The organism is Streptomyces sp. 3211.6 (assembly GCF_003634815.1).
Lineage (GTDB): Bacteria > Actinomycetota > Actinomycetes > Streptomycetales > Streptomycetaceae > Streptomyces > Streptomyces katrae_A.
Genome location: NZ_RBXC01000001.1, coordinates 3,427,655 through 3,452,601, shown reverse-complemented (window position 1 = coordinate 3,452,601; position 24,947 = coordinate 3,427,655). Strand labels below are relative to the sequence as shown.

The 24,947-nt window shown below is 74.1% G+C and carries 20 protein-coding genes; 16 read left to right on the top strand and 4 right to left on the bottom strand.

Annotated features, from left to right (window positions below; all coding sequences use genetic code 11):
• The 3 genes from cbiQ to BX286_RS15705 are packed head-to-tail and all read left to right on the top strand — an operon-like array spanning window position 1 to window position 2,742.
• A complete protein-coding gene (gene cbiQ / locus BX286_RS15715) occupies window positions 1–762 on the top strand; it encodes a cobalt ECF transporter T component CbiQ (protein WP_079427690.1) in 762 nt (253 codons plus the stop codon).
• Window positions 750–1,556 carry an energy-coupling factor ABC transporter ATP-binding protein gene (locus tag BX286_RS15710; protein ID WP_079427688.1) on the top strand — a complete coding sequence of 269 codons (807 nt, stop codon included), beginning with the start codon at window positions 750–752 and terminating at the stop codon, window positions 1,554–1,556. Before cbiQ ends, BX286_RS15710 begins: the two co-directional genes overlap by 13 nt.
• 28 nt (window positions 1,557–1,584) lie before the next feature.
• The gene (locus tag BX286_RS15705; RefSeq protein ID WP_167747586.1) at window positions 1,585–2,742 is read left to right on the top strand and encodes a serine hydrolase domain-containing protein; all 1,158 of its coding nucleotides are present in this window, start codon (window positions 1,585–1,587) and stop codon (window positions 2,740–2,742) included.
• Window positions 2,743–2,787: 45 nt separating this feature from the next.
• Here the strand turns inward: BX286_RS15705 and BX286_RS15700 are convergent, their stop codons facing one another.
• The 3 genes from BX286_RS15700 to BX286_RS15690 form a co-directional block, all read right to left on the bottom strand.
• Complete coding sequence (locus BX286_RS15700) at window positions 2,788–3,267, bottom strand: YbaK/EbsC family protein (protein WP_079427684.1); 480 nt, start codon at window positions 3,265–3,267, stop codon at window positions 2,788–2,790.
• Between the two features lie 85 nt (window positions 3,268–3,352).
• Complete coding sequence (locus BX286_RS15695) at window positions 3,353–5,002, bottom strand: penicillin-binding transpeptidase domain-containing protein (RefSeq protein ID WP_121015236.1); 1,650 nt, start codon at window positions 5,000–5,002, stop codon at window positions 3,353–3,355.
• A gap of 81 nt (window positions 5,003–5,083) precedes the next feature.
• A complete protein-coding gene (locus BX286_RS15690) occupies window positions 5,084–6,850 on the bottom strand; it encodes a phospholipid carrier-dependent glycosyltransferase (protein WP_079427683.1) in 1,767 nt (588 codons plus the stop codon).
• A gap of 68 nt (window positions 6,851–6,918) precedes the next feature.
• Between BX286_RS15690 and rsmI the strand changes: the two genes are divergently transcribed.
• The 13 genes from rsmI (at window position 6,919) to BX286_RS15625 (ending at window position 24,470) form a co-directional block, all read left to right on the top strand.
• On the top strand, window positions 6,919–7,815 hold the full coding sequence (gene rsmI / locus BX286_RS15685) for a 16S rRNA (cytidine(1402)-2'-O)-methyltransferase (protein ID WP_079431763.1): 897 nt from the start codon (window positions 6,919–6,921) through the stop codon (window positions 7,813–7,815).
• A 161-nt stretch (window positions 7,816–7,976) separates the two neighbouring features.
• Window positions 7,977–8,468, top strand: a complete 492-nt coding sequence (locus tag BX286_RS15680; RefSeq protein WP_398898574.1) for a hypothetical protein — start codon at window positions 7,977–7,979, stop codon at window positions 8,466–8,468.
• Window positions 8,469–8,477: 9 nt separating this feature from the next.
• A complete protein-coding gene (locus BX286_RS15675; protein ID WP_079427681.1) occupies window positions 8,478–9,374 on the top strand; it encodes a TatD family hydrolase in 897 nt (298 codons plus the stop codon).
• A gap of 1,592 nt (window positions 9,375–10,966) precedes the next feature.
• Complete coding sequence (locus tag BX286_RS15670; RefSeq protein ID WP_121017655.1) at window positions 10,967–12,181, top strand: resuscitation-promoting factor; 1,215 nt, start codon at window positions 10,967–10,969, stop codon at window positions 12,179–12,181.
• Entirely contained in the window at window positions 12,178–13,104 is a 927-nt protein-coding gene (gene rsmA / locus BX286_RS15665) for a 16S rRNA (adenine(1518)-N(6)/adenine(1519)-N(6))-dimethyltransferase RsmA (protein WP_079427677.1), read from the top strand. Before BX286_RS15670 ends, rsmA begins: the two co-directional genes overlap by 4 nt.
• A complete protein-coding gene (locus BX286_RS15660) occupies window positions 13,101–14,036 on the top strand; it encodes a 4-(cytidine 5'-diphospho)-2-C-methyl-D-erythritol kinase (RefSeq protein WP_260338069.1) in 936 nt (311 codons plus the stop codon). The genes rsmA and BX286_RS15660 overlap by 4 nt, the downstream gene beginning before the upstream one ends.
• A 365-nt stretch (window positions 14,037–14,401) precedes the next feature.
• Entirely contained in the window at window positions 14,402–15,742 is a 1,341-nt protein-coding gene (locus tag BX286_RS15655; RefSeq protein WP_100863508.1) for an acyltransferase family protein, read from the top strand.
• A 28-nt stretch (window positions 15,743–15,770) separates the two neighbouring features.
• Window positions 15,771–17,570: an ABC-F family ATP-binding cassette domain-containing protein gene (locus tag BX286_RS15650; RefSeq protein ID WP_079427673.1), complete on the top strand. Its 1,800-nt coding sequence runs from the start codon at window positions 15,771–15,773 to the stop codon at window positions 17,568–17,570.
• A gap of 178 nt (window positions 17,571–17,748) precedes the next feature.
• Window positions 17,749–19,380: a PQQ-binding-like beta-propeller repeat protein gene (locus BX286_RS15645; protein WP_100863509.1), complete on the top strand. Its 1,632-nt coding sequence runs from the start codon at window positions 17,749–17,751 to the stop codon at window positions 19,378–19,380.
• 41 nt (window positions 19,381–19,421) lie between these two features.
• Entirely contained in the window at window positions 19,422–21,143 is a 1,722-nt protein-coding gene (locus BX286_RS15640; protein WP_079427669.1) for a PQQ-binding-like beta-propeller repeat protein, read from the top strand.
• Window positions 21,144–21,290: 147 nt separating this feature from the next.
• Window positions 21,291–22,022, top strand: a complete 732-nt coding sequence (locus BX286_RS15635; protein WP_079427667.1) for a response regulator transcription factor — start codon at window positions 21,291–21,293, stop codon at window positions 22,020–22,022.
• Window positions 22,023–22,119: 97 nt separating this feature from the next.
• Window positions 22,120–23,079, top strand: a complete 960-nt coding sequence (galE, locus tag BX286_RS15630) for a UDP-glucose 4-epimerase GalE (RefSeq protein ID WP_121015234.1) — start codon at window positions 22,120–22,122, stop codon at window positions 23,077–23,079.
• A gap of 533 nt (window positions 23,080–23,612) precedes the next feature.
• Window positions 23,613–24,470: a response regulator transcription factor gene (locus BX286_RS15625; protein WP_079427663.1), complete on the top strand. Its 858-nt coding sequence runs from the start codon at window positions 23,613–23,615 to the stop codon at window positions 24,468–24,470.
• On the opposite strand, the gene BX286_RS15620 is transcribed toward BX286_RS15625, so the two are convergent.
• Complete coding sequence (locus BX286_RS15620; protein WP_079427661.1) at window positions 24,429–24,926, bottom strand: MarR family winged helix-turn-helix transcriptional regulator; 498 nt, start codon at window positions 24,924–24,926, stop codon at window positions 24,429–24,431. The two genes, BX286_RS15625 and BX286_RS15620, sit on opposite strands and share 42 nt — an antisense overlap.
• Window positions 24,927–24,947 lie beyond the last annotated feature (21 nt).

The following is a 24,947-nucleotide window of genomic DNA, read 5'->3' as shown; positions in this document are numbered from 1 at the left end:
ATGGGCGCCGGTCACGCACACAAGCTCTACCGGCACGGGCACTCGCCCGTGCACGAGCTGCCGCCGCACTGCAAGATCGCTGCTACCGCCGCGTTCGTGATTGTCGTCGTGTCGACACCGCGCGAGGCGATGTGGGCCTTCGCCCTGTACGCCGTCCTCGTCGCGGCGGTCGCGGCCGCGGCCCGGATCCCCGCGGGGTTCCTGCTGCGGCGGCTGCTGATCGAGGTGCCGTTCGTGCTGTTCGCCGTGCTCATGCCCTTCGTGTCGCAGGGCGAGCGGGTGGAGGTGCTCGGCATGTCGCTGAGCGTCTCCGGGCTGTGGGGCGCCTGGAACGTGCTCGCCAAGGGCACTCTCGGCGTCGCCGCCTCCGTGCTGCTGGCCTCGACCACCGAACTGCGCGCGCTGCTGCTGGGCCTGCAGCGGCTGAAGCTCCCGCCGCTGCTCGTGCAGATCGCCTCCTTCATGATCCGGTACGGGGACGTCATCACCGACGAGCTGCGCCGGATGTCCATCGCCCGGCGCTCGCGCGGCTTCGAGGCGCGCGGGATCCAGCACTGGGGGGTGCTCGCCAAGACCGCGGGCGCCCTCTTCATCCGCTCCTACGAGCGCGGCGAGCGGGTCTACCTCGCGATGGTCAGCCGCGGCTACGCCGGCTCCATGCCGGTGATCGACGACGTGACGGCCACCCGCGCCCAGTGGGCGTACTCGGCCGTGCTCCCGGTGACGGCGCTCGCCGTCTGTCTGATGGGATGGACGCTGTGAACGCTCCCTCCGCCTCTCCTGCCTCTTCCGCGCCCGCTGACATCGCTCACGCGCCTTCGCTGGAGGTGTCCGGGGTCGCATACGCCTACCCGGACGGGCACCAGGCGCTCTTCGGTGTCGACCTCACGGTCGGGCGCGGCGAGCGCGTCGCCCTGCTCGGACCCAACGGCGCCGGGAAGACCACCCTGGTCCTGCACCTCAACGGCATCCTGGGCGGCGGCGTCGGCTCCGTCACCGTCGCAGGGCTGCCAGTGGAGAAGCGCAACCTCGCCGAGATCCGGCGGCGGGTCGGGATCGTCTTCCAGGACCCCGACGACCAGCTGTTCATGCCGACCGTGCGCGAGGACGTGGCCTTCGGCCCCGCGGCCGCGGGCCTGCGCGGCGCCGAACTGGAGACGCGGGTCCGCGAGGCCCTCGAACAGGTCGGCATGGCCGGCTTCGCCGACCGCCCGCCGCACCACCTGTCCTTCGGACAGCGCCGCCGGGTGGCGGTGGCGACCGTACTGGCCATGCGGCCCGAGATCCTCGTCCTGGACGAGCCCTCCTCCAACCTCGACCCCGCCTCGCGGCGCGAGCTGGCCGACATCCTGCGCTCGCTGGACGTCACCGTGCTGATGGTGACGCACGACCTGCCGTACGCCCTGGAGCTCTGCCCGCGCTCGGTGATCCTCAGCGAGGGGGTCATCGCGGCCGACGGACGCACCCGGGACCTGCTGTGCGACGAGGAGCTGATGGGGGCGCACCGGCTGGAGCTGCCGTTCGGGTTCGACCCGCGTTCGGTGGCCGCGGCATAAGGGCGGGGCCGTTGTTGTTGGTGTGCTCGTGAACATCCAGGGTGTGGTGACCGAGGGCTTCGAGCCCGTACGCGAGGCCTTCGCGCGCAATTTCGAGGCCCTCGGCGACCGGGGCGCGGCCGTGACCGTGTACCGCGACGGCCGCAAGATCGTCGATCTGTGGGGCGGCACGAAGGACGCGAACGGCACCGAGCCGTGGGCCGAGGACACCGCGACGATCGTGCGGTCGGCGACCAAGGGGGTGGCCGCGGCGGTACCCCTGCTGCTGCACCAGCGCGGACTGCTGGACCTGGACGCGCCCGTGAGCTCGTACTGGCCGGAGTTCAAGGCGGGCGGCAAAGAGCGGACCCTGGTCCGCCATCTGCTCGCGCACCAGGCCGGCGTGCCCGCGCTGGACCGGGGGCTGACGGTGGCGGAGGCCGCGGACGGGGTGTCCGGGGCGCGGGCCGTCGCCGCGCAGCGGGCGTTCTGGGAGCCCGGCAGCGCGCACGGCTACCACGCGCAGACCTTCAGCTGGCTGGTGTCCGAGCTGGTGCTGCGGGTCACGGGGCGCAGCGTCGGCGGGATCCTGGCCGAGGAGATGGCCGAGCCGCTGGGGCTGGACTTCTGGATCGGCCTGCCGGAGGGCGAGGCGCACCGGGTGGGCCGGGTGGCGCCGGTCGAGCCTCCGTCGAGTGCGGGGCTGCTGAAGACGCGGCCGAGGAGAAACGTTTCGGAGGCGTACGCCGACCCGGATTCCCTGACCCGCCGCGCTTTCGCCGCCATCGATCCGCAGCCCGACGAGAACGACCCGGTCTACCAGGCCGCGGAGCTCCCGGGCTCGGCCGGAATCGGCACGGCGCGTGCTCTGGCCCGCTTCTACGCCGCGACGATCGGCGTGGTGGAGGACGGGGCCCGTATCTTCACCCCCGCGACCACCGCGCTGGCCGGCACGGAGTTCGCCGCGGGCCCCGACCGGGTGCTGGTCGTCGGCACCCGGTTCGGGCCGGGCTACATGCTGCACGGGCCGGCGTCCCCGCTCCTGTCCCCGGCCTCCTTCGGCCATCCGGGCCGCGGCGGGTCGCTGGCCTTCGCGGACCCGGAGGCGGGCATCGGGTTCGGTTACGTCACCAACGCGCACGCCAAGTCGGTGACCGCCGATCCGCGCGCGCAGGCGCTGGTGCGCGCGCTGCGCGGCTGCCTGTAGCGATTTGTCGCTTTGTCGCTTCGTCGGTTTTGCCGGCGCCGGCGGTCACTTCCTCTCGCGTACGTCGGCCAGCTCGGCGGCGGCGTGGGTGACGAGTTCGCGCGGGGGCATCGGGAACACGGCGTGCGGGGTGCCGGCCGCCGCCCAGACGACGTCGTGCCGCAGGAGGGACCGGTCCGCGAGGACGCGGGTGCGGGTGCGGTGGCCGAAGGGCGGGACGCCGCCGATGGCGTAGCCGGTGGTCTCGCGGACGAGTGCCGCGTCGGCGCGGGTGACTTTCGCGGCGTCCAGTTGACGCCGCACCGCCTCTACGTCGACGCGCGAGGCGCCGTCCATGAGGACCAGGACCGGGACGCCGTCCGCCGTGAAGATCAGTGACTTCACGATCTGGCTGAGCTCGCAGCCGATCGCGGCGGCTGCGTCGGCGGCCGTGCGGGTGCCTTCGGGGAAGGTCCGGATGGCGAGGTCGAGGCCGAGTCCGGCGAGGGCCTGGGCGAAGAGGGGGTGCGGGGTGCTCGTCGTCATGCCGGGACGCTAGCGCTGTGCGGGGCCGGGGGCGAGGCGTTTTGCGCCTGCCCCGGCCCAGTGGTCCGCGTGCTGGGGAACGGTGTCAGGAGGCGTTGAGGACCCGGGCCACGATCGGGCCCGCCGCGTCCGCGCCGTGGCCGCCGCCCTCGACCATGGCCGCCGCCGCCACGTCGCCGCTGAAGCCCGTGAACCAGCTGTCCGGGGCCGTCGCGCCGTCGACCTCCGCCGATCCGGTCTTCGCGCCCTTGTCGGAGCCGCCGACCGCGGCCATCGCCTTCGCCGCCGTGCCGCTCGTCGCCGTCTGCCGCATCATCCGCACCAGCTGCGCCGACACCCCCGGCGCCAGCGACCGCGGGGCCGTCGCCAGGGTGCGGCCGTCCAGGGAGGCCTTGACCAGCACCGGCTGGCGGAACACCCCGGTGCGGGCCGTCGCCGTGATGGAGGCCATGTTCAGCGGGTTCATCTGGATCGCGCCCTGGCCGATGTACTCGGCGGCGGCCGCCGAACCCGAGGTCACCGGGACGCTGCCGTCCTGCGAGGGGATGCCCGTCTTCCAGTCCAGCCCGATGCCGAAGGCCTCCTTGGCCACCCTCGGCAGCGCGCCGTTGTCCTTCACGTCGTCGATCAGGCTGATGAAGGCGGTGTTGCAGGACCGGGCGAAGCTGGTCGAGAAGGGCTGGCCCTGGAGCGAGAAGCCGTCCTGGTTGCGGAAGACCTTGCCGTCCCACGTGGCGCTCGGCGGGCACGCCGCCGGCCGGTCGGCCGCCACCAGGCCCTTCTCCAGCAGCATCGCCGCCGTCACGATCTTCATCGTCGAACCGGGTGCGCGCCGGCCCAGCATCGCCGCGTTGAAGCCGTCCTGGCGGTGGTTGGCCACCGCCAGGACGTCGCCCGTGCTCGGCTGGACCGCGACGACCGAGGCCTCGGCGTACTGCGCCACCGCCTTCTCCGCCGCCGCCTGCACGTCGGCGTCGAGGACGGTCTGCAACTGCCCCGGCTTGCCCTCGACCAGCGTCGTCAGGGTCCGCTTGGGGGCGTCGGCGCCGGCCGGTTCGATCCACACCTCGACGCCGGGGGTGCCGCCGGCCTTCTCCCCGTACGCCTTGCGCAGCGCGTCCAGAATCGGCCGCAGAGACGGGAACTGTTCGGGCGTCAGCTCCTTGCCGTGGCGGTCGACGGCCTTGACCGGCGGGCTGGCCGGGGTGCCCGCGCGCAGCCGCTCGTCTTTCTGCAGCTGCGGGTGGATCACCGAGGGCTGCCAGTCGACGAGCGGTTTGCCGCTGCCGGCGCCGCGGACGACGGTCAGCTGCGAGTCGTAGACGAAGGGCTTGGTCGTCCCCTCGTGGGTGATCTCGGCCTCGACCTTGAAGGGCACGGTGGTGCCGTTCGCGGTGCCGGGCGTGATGACCGCCTTGGAGACGAGCGCCTTGGACGTGAAATCGGCCACCGCCGGCTGCGCCGCCTGCGCGTTGTTCGTCAGGTCCGCGGCCGTCCGGGCGTCGCCCGACGCCCACGCGGCCAGAAACGCCTTGGCGATCTGGCCCGTCTCCTGGTCGGTGACGGGCCCGCTCGCCCTCTGCGCGGTCACCGCGCCGTTGCCCCCCGACCCGTTCTTGCCGTCACCGCCGTGGTCGCCGCTGTCACCCACGAGGGTGACCACCCCGTACGCCGCACCGCCGGCCATCGCGAGGAACACCCCGCCGACGATGGCACCCTTGGCCGCCCCGTTCACTTGCGTCCCCTCCCCAGGAGCCCCAGCCCTCTGAACGTGTTCAAAGGATCCGTGTCGGACACCTTACGCGGGGTTAACGGGTCAGATCCACGTATCCAGCCACATCCGGCCACGCCACGAGTCCATGGGCAGGGGCTGGCCGGTGTAGATCGGCCAGAAATAGATGAAGTTCCAGACGATCAGCAGCACAAGCACGCCGGCCCCGATCGCCCCGATCGCCCGCCGCCGTTCAGAGGAGCCCGCCGGCCCCAGCACGGCCCCGATCATCATCGCCACCGCCAGGCACAGGTAGGGGACGAAGACCACCGCGTAGAAGTAGAAGATGGTCCGCTCCTGGTAGTTGAACCAGGGCAGCAGGCCGGCGCCCAGCGCGCACACGATCGCACCCGCCCGCCAGTCGCGCCGGAAGAACCACCGCCACAGCACGTACAGCAGCGCGACGCAGCCCGCCCACCACAGCAGCGGCGTGCCCAGGGCCAGCGCCTCGCGGGCGCACTTGCCCGCCTCGGTCGCCGGGCAGCCGTCGGTGCCGGGCGAGGGGGACTCGTAGAAGTAGGACACCGGCCGGCCCAGGACCAGCCAGCTCCACGGGTTGGACTGGTAGGTGTGGCCCGAGGTCAGGCCCACGTGGAACTTGTAGACCTCCGTCTCGTAGTGCCACAGGCTGCGCAGCCACTCCGGCAGGAAGGCCAGCGAGCTGTTCTGGTCGTACTTGGCCGCCCAGTCGCGGAAATAGCCGCCCTTGCCGTCGTCCGGGCTCAGGATCCAGCCGAGCCAGGAGGTCAGGTACACGGCGATCGCCACCGGCACCGTCGACAGGAAGCCTGGCAGCGCGTCGCGGCGCAGCATGGCCGCGTACGGGGCGCCCGCGCCGGCGGTGCGGCGCGCGGCCGCGTCCCACAGCACGGTCAGGACCCCGAAGAAGGCCAGCACCACCAGGCCGTTCCACTTGGTGCCGAACGCCAGGCCCAGGCAGACCCCGGCCAGCAGCCGGTACGGACGCCAGCCCAGCCGCAGGGTCTCCGCGACGGCCGCGTCCGGGCGGGTGCGGCCCTCCTCGTCGACCGGGAGCGCCGCCGCGAGGCGGGCCCGTGCCCGGTCGCGGTCGATGAGCAGCGCTCCGAAGGCGGCCAGGATGAAGAACATCAGCACCAGGTCGAGCAGGGCGGTGCGGCTCATCACCAGGTGCAGGCCGTCGACCGCGAGCAGCGCGCCCGCGAGACAGCCGAGGAAGGTGGAGCGGAAGAGGCGCCGGCCGATGCGGCAGAGCATCAGGACGGACAGGGTGCCGAGCAGTGCGGTCATGAACCGCCAGCCGAACGGGTTGAAGCCGAACATCCACTCGCCGAGCCCGATCACCCATTTGCCGACCGGCGGGTGCACGACGTAGCCGGGGTCGGTCGGCAGCGGCACCGCGTCGGGATTCAGCAGGATCGACTTGTCGACATCCTTGGGCCAGCTGGCTTCGTAGCCCTGCCGGATGGTGGCCCACGCGTCCTTGGCGTAGTACGTCTCGTCGAATATCACCGCCTTCGGGCTGCCCAGGTGCGTGAACCGCAGCACCCCCGCCACGAGCGTGACCAGCAGCGGGCCCGCCCACGCCATGACCCGCTGCCAGACGTGCCGCGCCGTCTCCGGGATCCCGAGCGCCGCCCACAGCTGGGCGGACGGCCTGGCGTACGGGGGCACGAGGCGGGTACGGACATCGGCCGCCGGTGCGGCCGGCAGGTAGCCGAACCCCCGCAGGCGGCGCAGCCACACGGGCGGCTCGTGCTCGGAGCCGCGTCCGCCCGGCGGGACGGGCGGGGCCCCCGCGGGGCTGGGCGGCGGCGTCGCGGTACTGGTCACCGGGTCATCGTAGGGAACGCCCCTGTGCGAGCCCCAGTCCCCACGAGCCCCAATGAGAGGATGTGGCGGTGACAGCAGACCAGCCGCGCGGCGCCCAAGCCCCCTCCTCCGACGGTGTACTCGTCCTCGCCGGGACTCCGATCGGCGACCTGGCCGACGCCCCGCCCCGGCTCGCCGCCGAGCTGGAACGGGCCGACGTGATCGCCGCCGAGGACACCCGGCGGCTGCGCCGCCTCACCCAGGGGCTCGGTGTGCACACCACCGGACGCGTCCTGTCGTACTTCGAGGGCAACGAGTCCGCCCGCACCCCCGAGCTGGTCGAGGCCCTGGAACAGGGCCGTCGGGTGCTGCTGGTGACCGACGCCGGAATGCCCTCGGTCTCCGACCCCGGCTACCGGCTGGTCGCCGCCGCGGTGGAGAAGGACATCAAGGTCACGGCCGTGCCCGGGCCCTCCGCCGTCCTCACCGCGCTCGCGCTGTCCGGGCTCCCGGTGGACCGCTTCTGCTTCGAGGGGTTCCTGCCGCGCAAGGCGGGCGAGCGCCTCGGCCGGCTCCGCGAGGTCGAGGGCGAGCGGCGCACCCTCGTCTACTTCGAGGCCCCGCACCGGCTCGACGACACCCTGGCGGCCATGGCCGAGGTCTTCGGCGCCGACCGGCGGGCCGCCGTGTGCCGGGAGCTCACCAAGACCTACGAGGAGGTCAAGCGCGGCGGGCTCGGCGCTCTGGCCGAGTGGGCCGCCGAGGGGGTGCGCGGTGAGATCACCATCGTCGTCGAGGGCGCGCCGGCCGCCGGGCCCGCCGACCTGGACGACGAGGAGCTGGTGCGCAGGGTGCGGGTGCGCGAGGAGGCGGGGGAGCGGCGCAAGGAGGCCATCGCGGCGGTCGCCGCCGAGGTCGGAGTACCCAAGCGCGAGGTCTTCGACGCGGTGGTCGCGGCAAAGAATGCGGCACAAAAGATGCCGTAGATCGGTAAAGAGCTAACCTGAAAAGCAAAGCTCAGACCGCGCACCGGCCGCTTTGAGACATGACTGGCCCAAAGAGAGTCCAACACTGGACAGGGCCTGATGCGCTCCCGCCCGAAGAGGCGTCCACTGGCAATGGCACCAGTGGAACAAGAGGAGCTGGCATGAGTGAGATCGCTGACACCCCGGTACCCGTCCCCGCCGCAGGTCCTGCCGCCGTTTCCACACCCGACGTGCAGACCGTGCACGAGGCCTACTCCTTCGCGTGCATGAAGTGCGGGTACGGCTGGGAGCAGTCCTACGCGATTGAGCACCACACCGACGGCAAGGGCCAGCCGTTCATCATGTACAAGGTGAACGCCGAGCGGGTGCCCTCCCCGCTGTCGAACCCGACCTGCCTGAACTGCGGCGGGCACGTCGTACGGATCATGCGGGCCGGCACCGTCTCCCAGGTGAACGCCACCATCGACCGGCTCTACCACCACCGCATCGCCCCCGGGATCGCCGGACCGGTGCCGGCCGGCGAGAACCCGCCGCGGCCCCCCAGGCAGCGCAGGCCCTCGCACGACTCCCCGGGGCCGGTGGCCGTCAACGAGCCCGGCGGCCGGCGCCGGGGCCTGCTCTCCCGCCTGCTGGGGCTGCTGCGCCGGTCATAAGATCGGCCCATGAGCCCTAGCCCTTCCGCCTCCTCCTCCGCCGCCAAGGACGCCCCGCCCCCGCTGCCCGAACCGCTGCGGGTGGCGGTGGCCGACTCCCACACCCACCTCGACATGCAGTCCGGCACGGTCGAGGAGGGGCTGGCGAAGGCCGCCTCGGTGGGGGTGACCACGGTCGTGCAGGTGGGCTGCGACGTGAAGGGCTCGCGGTGGGCCGCCGAGACCGCGGCGGCCCACCCCAACGTCCACGCGGCGGTGGCACTGCACCCGAACGAAGCCCCCCGCATCGTCCTCGGGGACCCCGACGGCTGGTCGCGGCAGGGCGCCCGGGCCGGCGGCGGTGAGGGCGCGCTGGACGACGCACTCGCCGAGATCGAGGCACTGGCCGCCCTCGGCCACGTCAAGGCGGTCGGCGAGACCGGGCTGGACTACTTCCGCACCGGACCGGAGGGCATGGCCGCGCAGGAGCGTTCCTTCCGGGCCCACATCGAGATCGCCAAACGGCAGGGGAAGGCGCTGGTCATCCACGACCGCGACGCCCACGCCGACGTGCTGCGCGTGCTCCGCGAGGAGGGCGCGCCCGAGCGGACCGTCTTCCACTGCTACTCGGGGGACGCCGAGATGGCCCGGGAGTGCGCTGCCGCCGGGTACTACATGTCCTTCGCCGGCACGGTCACCTTCAAGAACGCGGCGCCGCTGCGCGAGGCGCTGGCGGTGGCCCCGCTGGAGCTGGTGCTGGTGGAGACGGACGCCCCGTACCTCACGCCGGCGCCCTACCGCGGGCGGCCCAACGCGCCGTACCTGATCCCGCTGACGGTGCGGGCGATGGCGGCGGTGCGCGGCATCGACGAGGACGCCATGGCCACGGCCCTCGCGGCGAACACGGCCCGCGCCTTCGACTACTGACCGGCCGCCGCGCCGGTGGGGCGCGGCCCTGGGGCGCGGGCGGGTGGCGCGTGCGTTGCCGCCCGGCTGCGGGTGCCTGCGGGGGGTGTGCGCGCGGGGTGCTTGCGGGTGTGTGTGGTGCGCGGCTGGTGTGAGTTGCGTGTCGTGCGGTTGACGCGTGCGCGGGTCGCGTACGCGGGTCGCGTGCGGTGTGGGTCGTGTGCCGTGCAGGTGGCATTGGCGACATGGGGATATATGGGTGTGCCGACATGGTGATGTGCCGACATTTCGGTACGGCCGTGGCAACACCTTCGGTACACCCGTTCGTTCGACACGCTGGGTAGTCGAACGGCTTTGGTGCGTGACGGTCGCTCCCGCTAGGGTGCCGTGCCCGAACCAGCCGGGGCCGGACCAGTGGAGCGAGCGACGTGAGCGATACGCAGGGCAGTCACCGCCGTGTCTCCTGGCCGGAGGCCGAGCCGGACGCCGGCCCGGCTCCGGATCCGGACCTGGACCTGGACCTGGCCCTGGATCTGGACCCGGGCCTGGGCCAGCGCCAGGGCCCCGGCCCCGAGCCCGGGGTCCCCGCCCCCCGGGCCGAAGGGCGGCGCGGAGCCCGGCGCAGGGCGTCCGGTGCGGAACGGACCGAAGCGGGCCCAGGCGGCGGCCCCCAGAGCGCGGGCCCGGGCGGCGCCGGTCAGCCCGCCGGCCGGACCGGCCAGGGCACCGGCAGGCGCCGCGCCGGAGCAGGCCCCGCCCCCGGCCCCACACCCAGCCCGCCCCCGCCCGCCGCCGGCGACCCCGCCCCGGCCCCCTCCCGCCGGGCCGGAGGGGGTGGCCGCCGCAGGGCCGCCGCCCCGGCCGGACCACCACCCCCGGCCGACGGAATCCCGGGCGCGGCCCCCGCCGAAGGCCGCCGCCCCACCGGCAGGCGCCGCGCCGGCGCGGCCCCCGGCCCCGGCGCGGCCCCCGGCCTCGGAGCCGCCCCTGACGCCCCCACGGCCACCGGTCGCCGCCGCGCCCCAGGCTCCCCCTATGGCGGCGACCCCGCCCCGGACGCCAGCCCCGGCCGTCGCCGGGTGCCAGGCTCCCCCTACGGTGACGGCCCGGCCCCGGACACCGGCCCCGGCCGTCGCCGCGCCCCAGGTTCCCCGTACGGTGACGGCCCCGCTTCGGACACCGGCTCCAGCCGTCGCCGGGCGCCAGGTTCCCCCTACGGTGACGGCCCCGCTTCGGACGCCGGCCCCGGCCGTCGCCGCGCCCCAGGTTCCCCGTACGGTGACGGCCCCGCTTCGGACACCGGCTCCAGCCGTCGCCGGGCGCCAGGTTCCCCCTACGGTGACGACCCCGCTTCGGACACCGGCCCCGGCCGCCGCCGGGCGCCAGGCTCCCCGTACGGCGACGCCCCCGCCCCGGACGCCGGCCCCGGCCGTCGCCGGGCGCCAGGTTCCCCGTACGGTGACGCCCCCGCCCCGGACGCCGGCCCCGGGCGCACCCCGGCCACCGGACGCCGCCGTGCCCCCGGTGCCCCGGCCGAAGCCGGGGGTGATGCGGGCGCAGCCGCCGGCCGCCGCAGGGCGTTCGACGGCGTTCCCGCCCCCGCGGGACCCGACCTGGCCGCCCCCACCGGCCGGCGCCGTGCCGCCCCCCACCCCCTGGACGCAGCCGAACCCGACGCCGCCGCCCCCGGCCGGCGGCGCCGTGCCCGTACCGGCGCCGTGCAGGGTGCCGCCGTCCGTGACGGCTGGCGGCGCATCGTCCCCCAGGCCCTCGTCGTGGCCTTCCTCGCCGGGGGCACCACCGCCTTCGTCGCCGCCGACAAGTCCGTCCACCTCACCGTCGACGGCGAACCCCGCACCCTCCACACCTTCGCCGGGAACGTCGAGGACCTCCTGGCCGCCGAAGGCCTCGGCGTCGGCCCCCACGACCTCGTCGCCCCCGCCCGCGACTCCTCCCTCGAGGACGGCGAAGAGGTCGTCGTCCGCTACGGCCGCCCCCTGAGCCTCACCCTCGACGGCACCAGCCGCCGCGTGTGGACCACCGCCCGCACCGTCGACGCCGCCCTGCGCCAGCTCGGCGTCCGCGTCGAGGGCGCCTACCTCTCCGCCCCCCGCACCGCCCCCGTCCCCCGCACCGGACTCACCCTCAGCGTGCGCACCGAACGCGGCGTCACCTTCATGGCCGACGGCCGCGAACGCACCATCCGCACCAACGCCGCCACCGTCAAGGAGGCCCTCGACCAGGCCGGCATCACCCTGCGCGGCGAGGACACCACCTCCGTCCCCCCGGACTCCTTCCCGCGCGACGGCCAGACCGTCACCGTCCTGCGCATCACCGGCACCCGCGAGGTCCGTGAGGAGCGCATCCCGTACGAGACCGAACGCGTCGAGGACGACACCCTGTTCGCCGGCAGCGAGGTCGTCGAGCGCGCCGGACGCCCCGGCGCGCGCCGGGTCACGTACGGGCTGCGCACCGTCAACGGGGTCCGCCAGCCCCCCCGCAAGATCGCCGAGGAGGTCGTCCGCGAGCCCGTCAGCCAGCTGGTCAAGGTCGGCACGAAGCCGCTGCCGGCCTCCGTCGCCGGCGCCGACCACCTCGACTGGGGGGCGCTGGCCCAGTGCGAGTCCGGCGGCCGGCCCTCCGCCACCGACGCCTCCGGCACCTACGGAGGCCTCTACCAGTTCGACGTGGCCACCTGGCAGGCCCTCGGCGGCAGCGGCCGCCCGCAGGACGCCCCCGCCGGGGAGCAGACGTTCCGGGCGAAGAAGCTCTACGTGCAGCGGGGGGCGAGTCCGTGGCCGCACTGCGGCCGTAGGCTTTACCGGTGAGCACCGCAGAGCAGCAGCAGCCCCACGGGACCCCCGGGAACACCGAGGCCCCTTCCGACGCCCTCCTCGGCCCGGCCGACATCCGAGAGCTGGCCGCCGCCCTCGGCGTGCGCCCGACGAAGCAGAAGGGCCAGAACTTCGTCATCGACGCCAACACGGTCCGCCGGATCGTGCGCACCGCCGGGGTCCGCCCCGACGACGTGGTCGTCGAGGTCGGCCCGGGCCTCGGCTCGCTGACGCTCGCCCTGCTGGAGGCCGCCGACCGGGTCGTCGCCGTCGAGATCGACGACATCCTGGCCGCCGCGCTGCCCGCCACCATCGCCGCCCGGATGCCGCACAAGAAGGACCGGTTCGCGCTCGTCCACTCCGACGCGATGCTGGTCACCGAGCTGCCCGGCCCCGCGCCGACCGCCCTCGTCGCGAACCTCCCCTACAACGTGGCCGTGCCGGTGCTGCTGACCATGCTCGACCGCTTCCCCAGCATCGAGCGGACCCTCGTCATGGTCCAGGCGGAGGTCGCCGACCGGCTCGCCGCCCGCCCCGGCAACAAGGTGTACGGGGTCCCCTCCGTCAAGGCGAACTGGTACGCGGACGTCAAGCGCGCCGGGGCCATCGGCCGCAACGTCTTCTGGCCCGCCCCGAACGTGGACTCCGGACTCGTCTCCCTCGTCCGCCGCTCCGAGCCGATCGCGACCAGCGCCTCCAAGGCCGAGGTCTTCGCGGTGGTCGACGCGGCGTTCGCCCAGCGGCGCAAGGGCCTGCGCTCGGCCCTGGCCGGCTGGGCCGGCTCGGCGGCCGCCGCCGAGGCCGCGCTGACCGCCGCCGGGATCAACCCGCTGGCCCGCGGCGAGTCCCTGACCGTCGAGGAGTTCGCGGCGATCGCCGAGCACAAGCCCGCCCACGCACAGAAGCCCGCGCTGTGAGCGCCGCGCCCCGCGGGCCGGTGGCCGGGCCGGTCACCGTACGGGTTCCCGCGAAGGTCAACGTGCAGCTGGCGGTGGGCGCGGCCCGCCCCGACGGCTTCCACGACCTGGCCAACGTCTTCCTCGCCGTCTCCCTCTACGACGAGGTGACCGCGACCGCCACCACCGGCGACGGGCCCACCGTCAGCTGCGAGGGCCCCGACAGCGACCAGGTGCCGCTGGACCGGACGAACCTCGCGGCGCGGGCCGCCGAGATCCTCGCCGCGAGGGCCGGGCTCACCCCCGCCGTCCACCTGCACATCGCCAAGGACATCCCCGTCGCGGGCGGCATGGCCGGCGGCAGCGCGGACGGCGCGGCGGCGCTGCTGGCGTGCGACGCGCTGTGGGGGCTCGGAACCCCGCGCGAGGAACTCCTCGCCATCTGCGCGGAGCTCGGCAGCGACGTCCCCTTCAGCCTGGTGGGCGGCGCGGCACTGGGCACCGGGCGCGGGGAGCTGCTGACCCCCGTGCCGGCGGGGACGTTCCACTGGGTGTTCGCGGTGGCGCACGGCGGGCTGTCGACGCCGGCGGTGTTCCGCGAGTTCGACCGGCTCACGGAGGGCACGGCCGTACCCGTGCCGCAGGCCTCGGCGGAACTGCTGGCCGCCCTCGCGTCGGGTGACCCGGACGCGCTGGCGGCGGTGCTGCCGCGGTCCAACGGGCTCCAGCCGGCGGCGCTGTCGCTGCGGCCGGAGCTGGCGCAGACGCTGGCGGCGGGGGTGGGGGCCGGGGCCCTGGCCGGGCTGGTGTCGGGGTCGGGGCCGACGACGGCGTTCCTGGTGCGGGACGCCGAGGCGGCGGTGAAGGTGGCGGCGGAGCTGGAGGCCTCCGGCACGTGCCGGGCCACCCGCGTCACCGCCTCGCCGGCGGCGGGGGCCACGGTCCTGGCGTAGCCGGGCCCGCCGGGGGGTGCGCGTGGTGCCGCTGCGCGGAGCCGTCTCCCCGCCCCGCCCTTTCTCCGTCTCCCGGGGGCTCCGCCCCCGGACCCTCCCCCAGCTACCCGCTGGGAGGTGCTCCCAGCGCCTCAAACGCCGGCGGGGCTGGAATTGCCCTGCGGGCAATCCAGCCCGCGCGGCGTTTGAGCGTACGGGCGCGCAGCGCACGTACGGGGTCCGGGGCTTGCCCCGGGGAACGGGCGAAGGGCGGGTGGGGGACCTCGCCCCGCGCAGCGGCACCCCTGCCCAGTCCCCGGTACCTAGGCCGCGGATGAGTAGCCGCGCCCTGTTCCCGCCCGCCCCGCGCCGCGAGCGTAGGGGACATGACAGCCAGCGCACGCGAACTCGCCGACGCCACCCCCGCCTCGCGGGACCGGTACGTGGACCTCCTCCGCGTCGCCTCCCTCGGGACCGTCGTCCTCGGCCACTGGCTGATGGCCGCCGTGAGCTCCGCCGGCATCGGGAACCTGCTCGCCCTGCTGCCCCGGCTCCAGCTGCTCACCTGGGGGCTCCAGGTGATGCCCGTCTTCTTCTTCGTCGGCGGGTTCAGCCACGCCCTCTCCTACCGCTCCCTGGAGCGCCGCGCCGCCGGCCGGCCCGTGTACGCCGTCTTCCTGCGCGCCCGGCTGCGCCGCCTGCTGCGGCCCACCCTGGTGTTCGTCCTGGTGTGGGCCGTCCTCGCCCTGGCCGTGCAGCTCGCCGGCGCCGACCGCGGCCCGCTGGCCGCAGCCGCGCTGCGGATGGTCACCCAGCCGCTGTGGTTCATCGGGATCTACCTCGCCATGGTGGCCCTCACCCCGCCCCTGCTGCGCGCCCACGCCCGCTGGGGATGGGGCGCATTCGCCGCCCTGGCGGGCGCCGCCGCGCTGGTCGACGTCCTGCGCTTCGCCCTGCACGTCCCGTACGCCGAGTTCCTGAACTTCGCCTTCGTCTGGCTCGCCGTCCACCAGCTCGGCTTCCTGCGCGCCGACGGCCGCATCCGCCGCCCCGCCCTCCTCGGCGGCGCCGGCCTCGCCGGGGCGGTGCTCCTCGTCGCCGCCGGGCCGTACCCGCTGTCGATGGTGGGGATGCCCGGCGAGAAGGTGTCCAACATGGCCCCGCCCACCCTCGCCCTGCTCTGCCACGGCATGTGGCTGGTCGGCGCCGTCCAGCTGCTCGCGCGCCCCGCCGCCGCCCTGCTCGCCCGGCCCCGCGTCTGGCGCGGGGTGGTCGCCGCCAACGGGGTCGCCATGACCGCGTTCCTGTGGCACCTCACCGCCATGCTCGGGGTGTACGCCGCCCAGCTCGCCCTCGGCCTCGCCCTGCCCGAGCCGGCCACCGCCGCCTGGTGGGCGCAGGTCCCGGTCAGGATCCTCCTCGCCGCCGGGCTCACCGCCCTCCTCGTGGCCTGCTTCCGCCGCTTCGAGGCACCCTCCCGCACCCCCGCCGCCGCGGCCGGCCCCGCCGCCCCCGCTGCCGGCCCCGCCGCCGCCCTCGGCACCACCCTGTGCCTGCTGGGGATCCTCGGCCTGTCCACGACCGGCCTCGGCGGGCTCCTGGAGGGGCACACCGCCGTCCTCATCGCCCTCCCGGTCACCGCGCCCGCCGCCATCGGCATGGCCCTGGCGGGCGCCTGGCTGGTGGAACGGTCGGCGTCGGCGCGGAGGGTTAGGCTGAGGGGCTGATCCACACCCTTTCCCTGGAGCGCGTCTGATGGCCGTCAACCTGGTCAATGTCGAGGCAGTCAGCAAGGTGTACGGCACCCGTACCCTGCTCGACGGCATCTCCCTCGGCGTATCCGAGGGCGACCGGATCGGCGTGGTCGGCCGCAACGGTGACGGCAAGACCACCCTCATCCGGATGCTCGCCAAACTGGAGGAGCCCGACAGCGGCCGGGTCACCCAGAGCGGCGGCACGCGGATGGGCGTCCTCACCCAGCACGACTCCCTCGACCCCTCGGCCACCATCCGCCACGAGATCATCGGCGACATGGCCGACCACGAGTGGGCCGGCAACGCCAAGGTCCGCGACGTGCTCACGGGCCTCTTCGGCGGCCTGGACCTGCCCGGCTTCGGCCAGGGCCTGGACACCGTCATCGGCCCGCTCTCCGGCGGCGAGCGCCGCCGCATCGCCCTCGCCAAGCTGCTCATCGCCGAGCAGGACCTCCTCGTCCTCGACGAGCCCACCAACCACCTCGACGTCGAGGGCATCTCCTGGCTGGCCGGCCACCTCCAGACCCGCCGCAGCGCCCTCGTCTGCGTCACCCACGACCGCTGGTTCCTCGACCAGGTCTGCACCCGCATGTGGGACGTCCAGCGCGGCTCCGTCTACGAGTACGAGGGCGGCTACAGCGACTACGTCTTCGCCCGCGCCGAACGCGAGCGGATCGCCGCCACCGAGGAGACCAAGCGGCAGAACCTGATGCGCAAGGAGCTGGCCTGGCTGCGCCGCGGCGCCCCCGCCCGGACCTCCAAGCCCCGCTACCGCATCGAGGCCGCCAACGAGCTGATCGCCGACGTGCCGGAGCCGCGCGACAAGTCGGAGCTGATGCGCTTCGCCAACGCCCGCCTCGGCAAGACCGTCTTCGACCTGGAGAACGTCACCGTCCAGGCCGGACCCAAGACCCTCCTCAAGCACCTCACCTGGCACCTGGGCCCCGGCGACCGCGTCGGCCTCGTCGGCGTCAACGGCGCGGGCAAGACCTCCCTGCTGCGGGCCCTCGCCGAGGCCGCCCGCACCCAGGGCGAGGTCCAGCCGGCGTCCGGCGAGATCACCGTCGGCAAGACCGTCCGCCTGGCCTACCTCTCCCAGGAGGTCGGCGAGCTCGACCCGTCGCTGCGCGTCCTGGAGGCCGTCCAGCGCGTCCGCGACCGCGTCGACCTCGGCAAGGGCCGGGAGATGACGGCCGGTCAGCTGTGCGAGCAGTTCGGGTTCACCAAGGAGAAGCAGTGGACGCCCGTCGGCGACCTGTCCGGCGGTGAGCGCCGCCGGCTGCAGATCCTGCGCCTGCTGATGGACGAGCCCAACGTCCTCTTCCTCGACGAGCCCACCAACGACCTCGACATCGAGACCCTCACCCAGCTGGAGGACCTCCTCGACGGCTGGCCCGGCTCGATGATCGTGATCTCGCACGACCGGTTCTTCATCGAGCGCACCACCGACACGGTGATGGCCCTGCTCGGCGACGCGAGCCTGCGGATGCTGCCGCGCGGCCTGGACGAGTACCTGGAGCGCCGCCGGCGGATGATCGAGGCGGCCGCCCCCGCGCCCGCCCCGGCGGCCGCGGCCAAGTCGACGTCCTCCGGCGACTCCCGCGCCGCGAAGAAGGAACTCCAGAAGATCGAGCGGCAGCTCAACAAGATGTCCGACCGCGAGTCGAACCTGCACGCCCAGATCGCCGAGCACTCCACCGACTACGACAAGGTCGCCAAGCTCGACGCGGAGCTGCGCGAACTCATCTCCGAGCGGGACGAATTGGAGATGCGCTGGCTGGAACTGGCCGAGGAGGCCTGAGCCCCGGGACCCCGGGAGGCCCGATAACGGCCGCGTCACGGGCCGGTCCGCCCTTGGGAACAGGGGTGCGACCGGCCCGTTGCGTACCGGCCACGGGTGATAGAAAGGGTCGGTTCTTTTCGATCTCCGCCGGGTCCCGCCCGGTTCACCGACCGCCTGAAGCCGAAGGTATGCGCTGATGACCGAGCCGCCCCAGCCGCCGCCGAACCAGCCGCCGCCCCCTTCCGGTTACGGCCACCTCCCCGGGCCGCCCCAGCCGGGATACGGATACCCGCCGCCCGGCGGCAACCCGTACGCCCAGCAGCCGCCGACCGTTCCCCAGCCGCCGGTCCAGCCCGGCGGCTACGGCTTCCCGCCGCCGCCCGGCGGACCCGGCGCGCCCGCCGGCCCGCCGCCCGGCGGCCGCCGCAAGGGCGCGGTCCTCGTCGCGGCGGCCGCCGTGGGCGTCCTCGTCCTGGGCGCCGGCGCCTGGTTCGTCTTCGGCGGCGACGACGAGCGCCCCAAGCAGCCCGTCGCACAGGGCTCCACCCCCGCCGACCCCAAGCCCTCCGCGTCCGTGGACAAGGGCGACGGCAGCGGCAACGGCAGTGGCGAGCAGACCGACCTCAACGCGGGCCGCAAGCCCGGCGAGGACAAGGCGCTCTGGCTCAAGACCGTCAAACTCCAGAGCTCCGGCTCGGGCGGCATCTCCACCCGCGGCCAGTGGGTGGTCGGCGACACCATCGCCAAGACCATCGGCAACACCGTCGTCGGCTACGGCACGGCCGACGGCAAAGAGAAGTGGAAGATCGACGTCCGAGCGGAGATCTGCGGGATCGCCGCCCAGGCCACCGCCGACGGCAAGACCGTCGTCATCGTCAAGGACGGCGCCGGCTCCAATGCCGAGTGCAACCAGCTGAAGCAGATCGACCTCAAGGCCGGCAAGGAGGGGTGGACCAAGGAGGTCGTCAAGGAGAGCCTGTTCGGCGGCGGCGCCAGCGCGACCCTGAGCCTCACCGGCGACACCGTCGTCGTCAACCGGCTCGGCGGCACCAGCGCCTACCGCGTCAGCACCGGCGACAAGCTCTTCTCCGGCAACGTCCCCGAAGGCTGCCAGCCCACCCAGTACGCCGCCGGCCGCGACAAGGTGCTCGGCATCGCCCTGTGCATGGACGCCGACCGCACCGTCGAGGTCCAGGACGCCGACCCGGTCACCGGCAAGAAGAGCTGGGCCTACCGGCTCCCCAAGGGCTGGCAGGTCAACGGCGTCTACTCCGTCTTCCCGGCCGTCCTCGACATCGGCAACCGCGACACCAAGGAACGCGCCGTCATCGCCCTGACCGCCGACGGCAAGAAGCGCTCCGCCATGGCCGCCGAAGGCTCCTTCGCCGTCAACTGCGGCAGCAGCACCCTCGACGACCTCCAGGGCTGCGGCGACGCCGCCGTCGACGGCGACACCCTCTACCTGATGACCGACACCAAGGGCGGCGACAACAACGAGATCGTCGCCTTCGACCTCGCCACCGGAAAGCCCAAGTGGCGCCGGGCCGCCGGCGACAAGCGGAGCCTGAGCCCCCTCAAGGCCGCGGGCGGACAGCTGATCGCCTACCACACCGGCGCCCTCGACCAGCCCGGCGAGATCATCTCGATCCCGGTGGCCGGCGGCACGCCCACGACGCTGCTGCGCCTGCCCTCGGGACCGGCCGCGAAGATCGAAGGCTCCTTCATGTTCTCCCAGAGGGCCTTCCAGGACGGCCGTTTCTTCCTGTCCGTGACCACCCTGATGGCCAACAGCACGGACGAGAAGTTCCTGATGGCATTCGGCAAGTGAACGAGTCCACCGAGCCGCCCACCGAGAGGCAGTAGCAGCAGATGAGCACCCCGCCGCCCCCCAGCCAGCCGCCGTCCGGCGGTTTCGGCGGTCCCCCGCCGCCGCCCGGCCCGCCGCCGGGGCAGCCCCCGGCCGCCCCGCAGGCCCCCGGCACCCCGCCGCAGCAGCCCCCGCAGCCCGCGCAGCCTCCGCAGTCCGCCACCCAGCCCGCCCAGCCGGCCATGCCCCCGACGGCCGGCCAGCCCGGCTACGGCTACCCGCAGCAGCAGCCCGGCTACGGCTACCCGCAGCCGGGCACCCTCCAGGCCCCCGCCCCGGCGCAGCCCGCCGCAGGCGGCTCCAACGACCTGCGCAACCAGCTGCTGATCGTCGGCGCGGCCGTCCTGGCGATGGCCCTCATCATCGGCGGCGGCTTCTGGTACACCTCCGGCGACGCGGGCGGCGACAAGCCGCCCGCCGCCTCCGCGAGCGGCTCGCCCGACCCCAAGGGCCCGGCCCTGGCCGGCAGCGAGAAGGCCCCGGCCAACCCCAAGTCGAAGCCGCTGGCCAGCGCGACCACCCAGGTGTCCGGCGACAGCGTGATCGGCGTCGACGGCTCCTGGCTGACCGACACCACCTACGTCAAGTCCGACCTGGGCAAGGTCGTCGGCTACAACCTCGTCGACGGCGGCAAGAAGTGGGAACTCCCGCTCGGCGCCAACGTCTGCGGAGCCACCAAGCACATCAGCGACAACAAGACCGCCATCCTCTTCGAGGAGGGCCCGGCCACCGCCGACAAGAAGTACCCGCAGTGCACCCAGGCCGGCGTCGTCGACCTGAACACCGGCAAGCTGGTGTGGTCCGCCACCGCCAAGTCCGCCACCGGCGGCGACAAGCCGGTGGCCTTCAGCGAGATCACCATCAGCGGCCAGACCGTAGCCGCCGGCGGCCTGTACGGCGGCGCCGCCTGGAACCTCGCCGACGGCAAGCCCCTGTGGACCCCCAAGACCGACGCCCAGGGCTGCTACGACCTCGGCTACGCGGGCGGCGAAGCCCTCGCCGTCCTGCGCAAGTGCGGCGGCAACTCCGACGAGACCCTCTTCGCGCAGGCCCTCGACCCGGCCACCGGCGCGCCCAAGTACTCGTACAAGCTGTCCGCGGGCATCGAGTGGGCCGGCATCATCTCCACCAAGCCCCTCGTCATCGCCGCCAACGTCGGCAACACCGCGAAGAACGCCACCAACGTCAGCGACCTCTTCGTCCTCGACGACGCCGGCCAGCTCAAGGCCCGCATCGGCCTCTCCTCCGGCAGCTACGCGCCCCGCTGCCCGGCCACCGAGGTCGAGCAGTGCACCAACATGGTCGTCGGCAACGGCAAGGTCTACCTGCCCACGTACGAGCACCAGGGCTCCTCGCCCACCGGCCGCACCAACGAGATCGTCTCCTTCGACCTCGACACCGGCAAGGCCACCAGCGACCGCGCCGACGCGGGCGAGAAGTACGTCATGTACCCGCTGCGCATGGACGGGTCGAACATCATCGCCTACAAGGTGCCCCCGTACGACAACGGCGGGCAGGTCGTCAGCCTCGACGGCAAGACGATGAAGGAGACCGTCCTGATGCAGAACCCGGCCGCCAGCCGGAGCCAGGAGGCCGGCTTCTCCCCGGACCGCTCCGAACTGCGCTACCACAACGGCCGCCTGTTCATGTCCGAGAGCCTGGCCAGCAAGCCGTACTCCGACAAGGAGAAGGACTACCTGTTCATCTCCTTCGCCGCGAACTGACACCCGCGCCGCGCCAAGAGCGCGCGGACGCCCGCGAAAGCCCCCGGCCGGTGCCCGCCGATCGGGGGCTTTCGCGCGGTAACCACCGCGCCCCGTCGAACAAGCGTGTAGCTTGCCGGGTCAGAAGGATCTGGGGTGGGAGCCTTGATGGGCGTACGCGTCATGGTGGTCGACGAGCACCGTCTGCTGGCCGAGGCGCTCGCCTCGGCCCTGAAACTGCGCGGGCACCGGGTGCTCGCGGCGGCCGCGCCGGCGGCCGGAGCCGCGGAACTGGTCATCAGCCGCGCCCCGGAGGTGTGCCTGCTCGGCACCGCCACCCCCGCGGAGCCCGGGGTCTTCGAGCCGGTCGTGCGGATCAAGCGCGAGCGCCCGCAGATCGCCGTCGTCGTCCTCGGCCCGGTGCCGAGCCCGCGCGGGATCGCCGCCGCCTTCGCCGCCGGCGCCTCGGGCTACGTGCGCCAGGACGAGCGCATCGAAGGCGTCGAGCGGGCCCTGGCCAAGGCCCGGGCCGGGGAGGTCGTCATCTCCCCGCAGCTGCTCCAGAGCGCCTTCGCCGAGCTCCTCAACCCCGCCGCGCAGCCCGACGACGAGGGCACCCGGCTGCTGCGGCTGCTGACCCCGCGCGAGGTGGAGGTGCTGGTGCGGGTCGCCGAGGGCGAGGACACCCGGCTGATCGCCGCCGGCATGGACATCGCACCGAGCACGGCACGCACCCACGTCCAGCGGGTCCTGATGAAGCTGGGCGTGGGCTCCCGGCTGGAGGCGGCCGCGCTGGCCGCCCGTACCGGACTGCTCGACCGGGCCCCGCTGCCCGCGCCCCGGGAGCTGCCACGGGAGCTCCAGGGCCCGCAGGACCGGCCGCAGCCCGCCGCGGGCTGAGCCGCCCGGGCCCGCGATTTCCCCGGAAGCTCGGAATCCGGTAAGCCAGACACCGGCACGCGCAGTCGCGTGCTTCCGCGAGAGGTTAGGAGTGCGAGTGAGCAAGTACCTGGTCACCGGTGGTGCGGGATACGTCGGCAGTGTCGTGACCGCCCATCTCCTGGAGGCCGGACACGAGGTCACCGTCCTCGACGACCTCTCCACCGGCTTCGCCGAGGGCGTCCCCGCCGGCGCCACCCTCGTCAACGGCCGCATCCAGGACGCCGCCCGCCACCTGGACCCCTCCTACGACGCCGTGCTGCACTTCGCGGCCTCCTCGCAGGTCGGGGAGTCCGTCGTGAACCCCGGCAAGTACTGGGACAACAACGTCGGCGGCACCCTCGCCCTGCTCACCGCCATGCGCGAGGCCGGGGTGCGCACCCTCGTCTTCTCCTCCACCGCCGCCACCTACGGGGAGCCCACCGAGGGCGCGCTCACGGAGAGCTCCGCGACCGCCCCCACCAACCCGTACGGCGCCTCCAAGCTGGCCGTCGACCACATGATCGCGGGGGAGTGCGCGGCGCACGGCCTCGCGGCGGTCTCCCTGCGCTACTTCAACGTGGCAGGCGCCTACAAGGAGTTCGGCGAGCGCCACGACCCCGAGACCCACCTGATCCCGCTCGTCCTCCAGGTCGCCCTCGGGGAGCGCGAGGCCATCTCGGTGTTCGGGGAGGACTACCCGACCCCCGACGGCACCTGCGTGCGCGACTACATCCACGTCGCCGACCTCGCCGAGGCCCACCTCGCGGCGCTGCGGGTCGCGGCCGGGGGCGAGCACCTGATCTGCAACCTCGGAAACGGCAGCGGCTTCTCGGTGCGCGAGGTCATCGAGACGGTCCGCAAGGTCACCGGCCGCGACATCCCCGAGGTGGTCGCCCCCCGCCGGGTCGGCGACCCCGCGGTCCTGGTCGCCTCCGCGCGCACGGCGCACGAACGCCTCGGCTGGACCCCGACCCGCTCGGACCTCACGAACATCGTGGCGGACGCCTGGGCCTTCGCCCGCAGACAGCGTTCCTGACGCTCCGGCCGCCCGGGGGGCGCGCGCCCCCTGAGCCCCCCGTGCGCCGGTCCTCCGGCGTCCCGCCGCGCCCCCCGCACCGTCCGGTGCGGGGGGCGCACGCACATCCGGCGAGCGCGGTGGACGGGCGCCCTGCGCGGGCGCCCGGCGTGCGTACGCCGGGTGAAGTGGACGCCGTGCAACTGCCTGGGGCACGCGCCGGGTAGGCAATCTGGAGGGAATCTGGAGGGAATCCCGTTCCCGGGCTTCCGGACAGTCGAAATCCGGCCACCGCGGAAGCCGTTGCGGAGCCCGCGACCCGAAAATCGCTCGGAAAACTTCTGCTATTCGGCCAACCACGGGACGCCCCCCGTCCTACGCTGATGAAGGACGCCGGTGGGGGCCGGTGTTGATTCAGGGGTCGAGACACGCCGGGTACGGCGTCGGTCCCGGGTAGGTGCACCAGAAGTCGCGGCGGCGGCCGCGGCGGCCCGTGGGCCACCCGGCCGGGCGTCGTACCCGTAGTCGTCCGTTCCCCGACCCTTGGGGGTTTTGTGGTTCGTATCCGGGTCCTGGTGGTCGACGACCACCGCATCTTCGCCGAATCTCTCGCGGCCGCGCTCGCGGCCGAACCGGACGTGGACGTGTCCGCGGCCGGCAGCGGCCCCGCGGCCCAGCGCTGCCTGGAGCGCGCGGCCGCCGAAGGCCGCCGCTTCGACGTGCTGCTGGTCGACGCCGACCTCGGAGCGGCCGCCGCGCCCACCGCCCCGGGCACACCGGCGGTCCCGGGCCCGCCGGGGACGCCCGGCCCGCCCGGTACGGCCGCCGGGGCCGGTACGGGCGCGGTGCTGCCCGTCCCCGGCCAGCGGGCGCCCGGTGCCCCGTCCCCGCCGCCGGCGGACGGGATCGCGCTGGTCGCCGGGGTGCGCACCGCCCATCCCGGCGTCCGCACGGTGGTCCTGGCCGAGCGGGACGACGCGCGCCGGGCCGCCCTCGCCCTGCAGGCCGGGGCCTCCGGGTGGGTGGCGAAGGACTGCTCGCTGTCGCGGCTGCTCGCCGTGATCCGGGGGGTGCTGCGCGAGGAGACCCACCTGGCGCCCGCACTGCTCACCGGGGTGCTGCGGGAGCTGACGGCCGCCCGCAAGCACCGCACCGACAGCGAACGGCTCGTGGAGTCCCTCACCCCGCGCGAGCACGAGGTGCTGCGCTGCATGGTGGCGGGGCTGGGCCGCAAGGACGTGGCGGCGCGGCTGTTCCTGTCCCCGCACACGGTCCGCACCCACATGCAGAACGTGCTGGGCAAGCTCGGGGTGCACTCCACCCTGGCGGCCGTGGCCCTGGCCCGGCGGGCCGGCGTGCGGCCCGCGGAGCTATCCGGGGATGTTGTCGAACGGAGCGGTCAACTGGCGTAGCAGGCCCGCGAGGTCGACGCGCTCGGCCGTGGAGAGCTGGGCCAGGATCGCCCGTTCCTGGGCCAGCAGCCCCGCCAGGGACTGGTCGGCGCGGTCGCGCCCCTCGGGGGTCAGCCGCACCAGCACCCCGCGGCGGTCGCTGGGGTCCGGCAGCCGCTCGACGAGGCCCTTCTTGGCCAGCCGGTCGATGCGGTTGGTCATGGTGCCGGAGGTGACGAGTGTCTGGGTGAGCAGTTGCCCGGGGGAGAGCTGGTACGGGGCCCCGGCGCGCCGCAGCGAGGTCAGGACGTCGAACTCCCACGGTTCGAGGCCGTGCTCGGAGAAGGCCAGCCTGCGGGCGCGGTCGAGGTGGCGTGCGAGCCGGCTGACGCGGCTGAGCACTTCGAGCGGTTCCACGTCGAGGTCAGGGCGCTCTCGCCGCCATGCCGCGACCAGTCGGTCGACCTCGTCCTCCATGCCGATCAGTGTACGGGGTCT

Bases quoted from the DNA above. Each gene is read 5' to 3' on its own strand.
- BX286_RS15675 (WP_079427681.1), top strand. From the start codon at position 8,478: ATGAGCCCTAGCCCTTCCGCCTCCTCCTCCGCCGCCAAGGACGCCCCG.
- BX286_RS15680 (WP_398898574.1), top strand. From the start codon at position 7,977: ATGAGTGAGATCGCTGACACCCCGGTACCCGTCCCCGCCGCAGGTCCT.
- BX286_RS15700 (WP_079427684.1), bottom strand. From the start codon at position 3,267: ATGACGACGAGCACCCCGCACCCCCTCTTCGCCCAGGCCCTCGCCGGA.
- BX286_RS15635 (WP_079427667.1), top strand. From the start codon at position 21,291: ATGGGCGTACGCGTCATGGTGGTCGACGAGCACCGTCTGCTGGCCGAG.
- BX286_RS15620 (WP_079427661.1), bottom strand. From the start codon at position 24,926: ATGGAGGACGAGGTCGACCGACTGGTCGCGGCATGGCGGCGAGAGCGC.
- cbiQ (WP_079427690.1), top strand. From the start codon at position 1: ATGGGCGCCGGTCACGCACACAAGCTCTACCGGCACGGGCACTCGCCC.
- BX286_RS15655 (WP_100863508.1), top strand. From the start codon at position 14,402: ATGACAGCCAGCGCACGCGAACTCGCCGACGCCACCCCCGCCTCGCGG.
- BX286_RS15645 (WP_100863509.1), top strand. From the start codon at position 17,749: ATGACCGAGCCGCCCCAGCCGCCGCCGAACCAGCCGCCGCCCCCTTCC.
- BX286_RS15640 (WP_079427669.1), top strand. From the start codon at position 19,422: ATGAGCACCCCGCCGCCCCCCAGCCAGCCGCCGTCCGGCGGTTTCGGC.
- BX286_RS15650 (WP_079427673.1), top strand. From the start codon at position 15,771: ATGGCCGTCAACCTGGTCAATGTCGAGGCAGTCAGCAAGGTGTACGGC.
- BX286_RS15710 (WP_079427688.1), top strand. From the start codon at position 750: ATGGACGCTGTGAACGCTCCCTCCGCCTCTCCTGCCTCTTCCGCGCCC.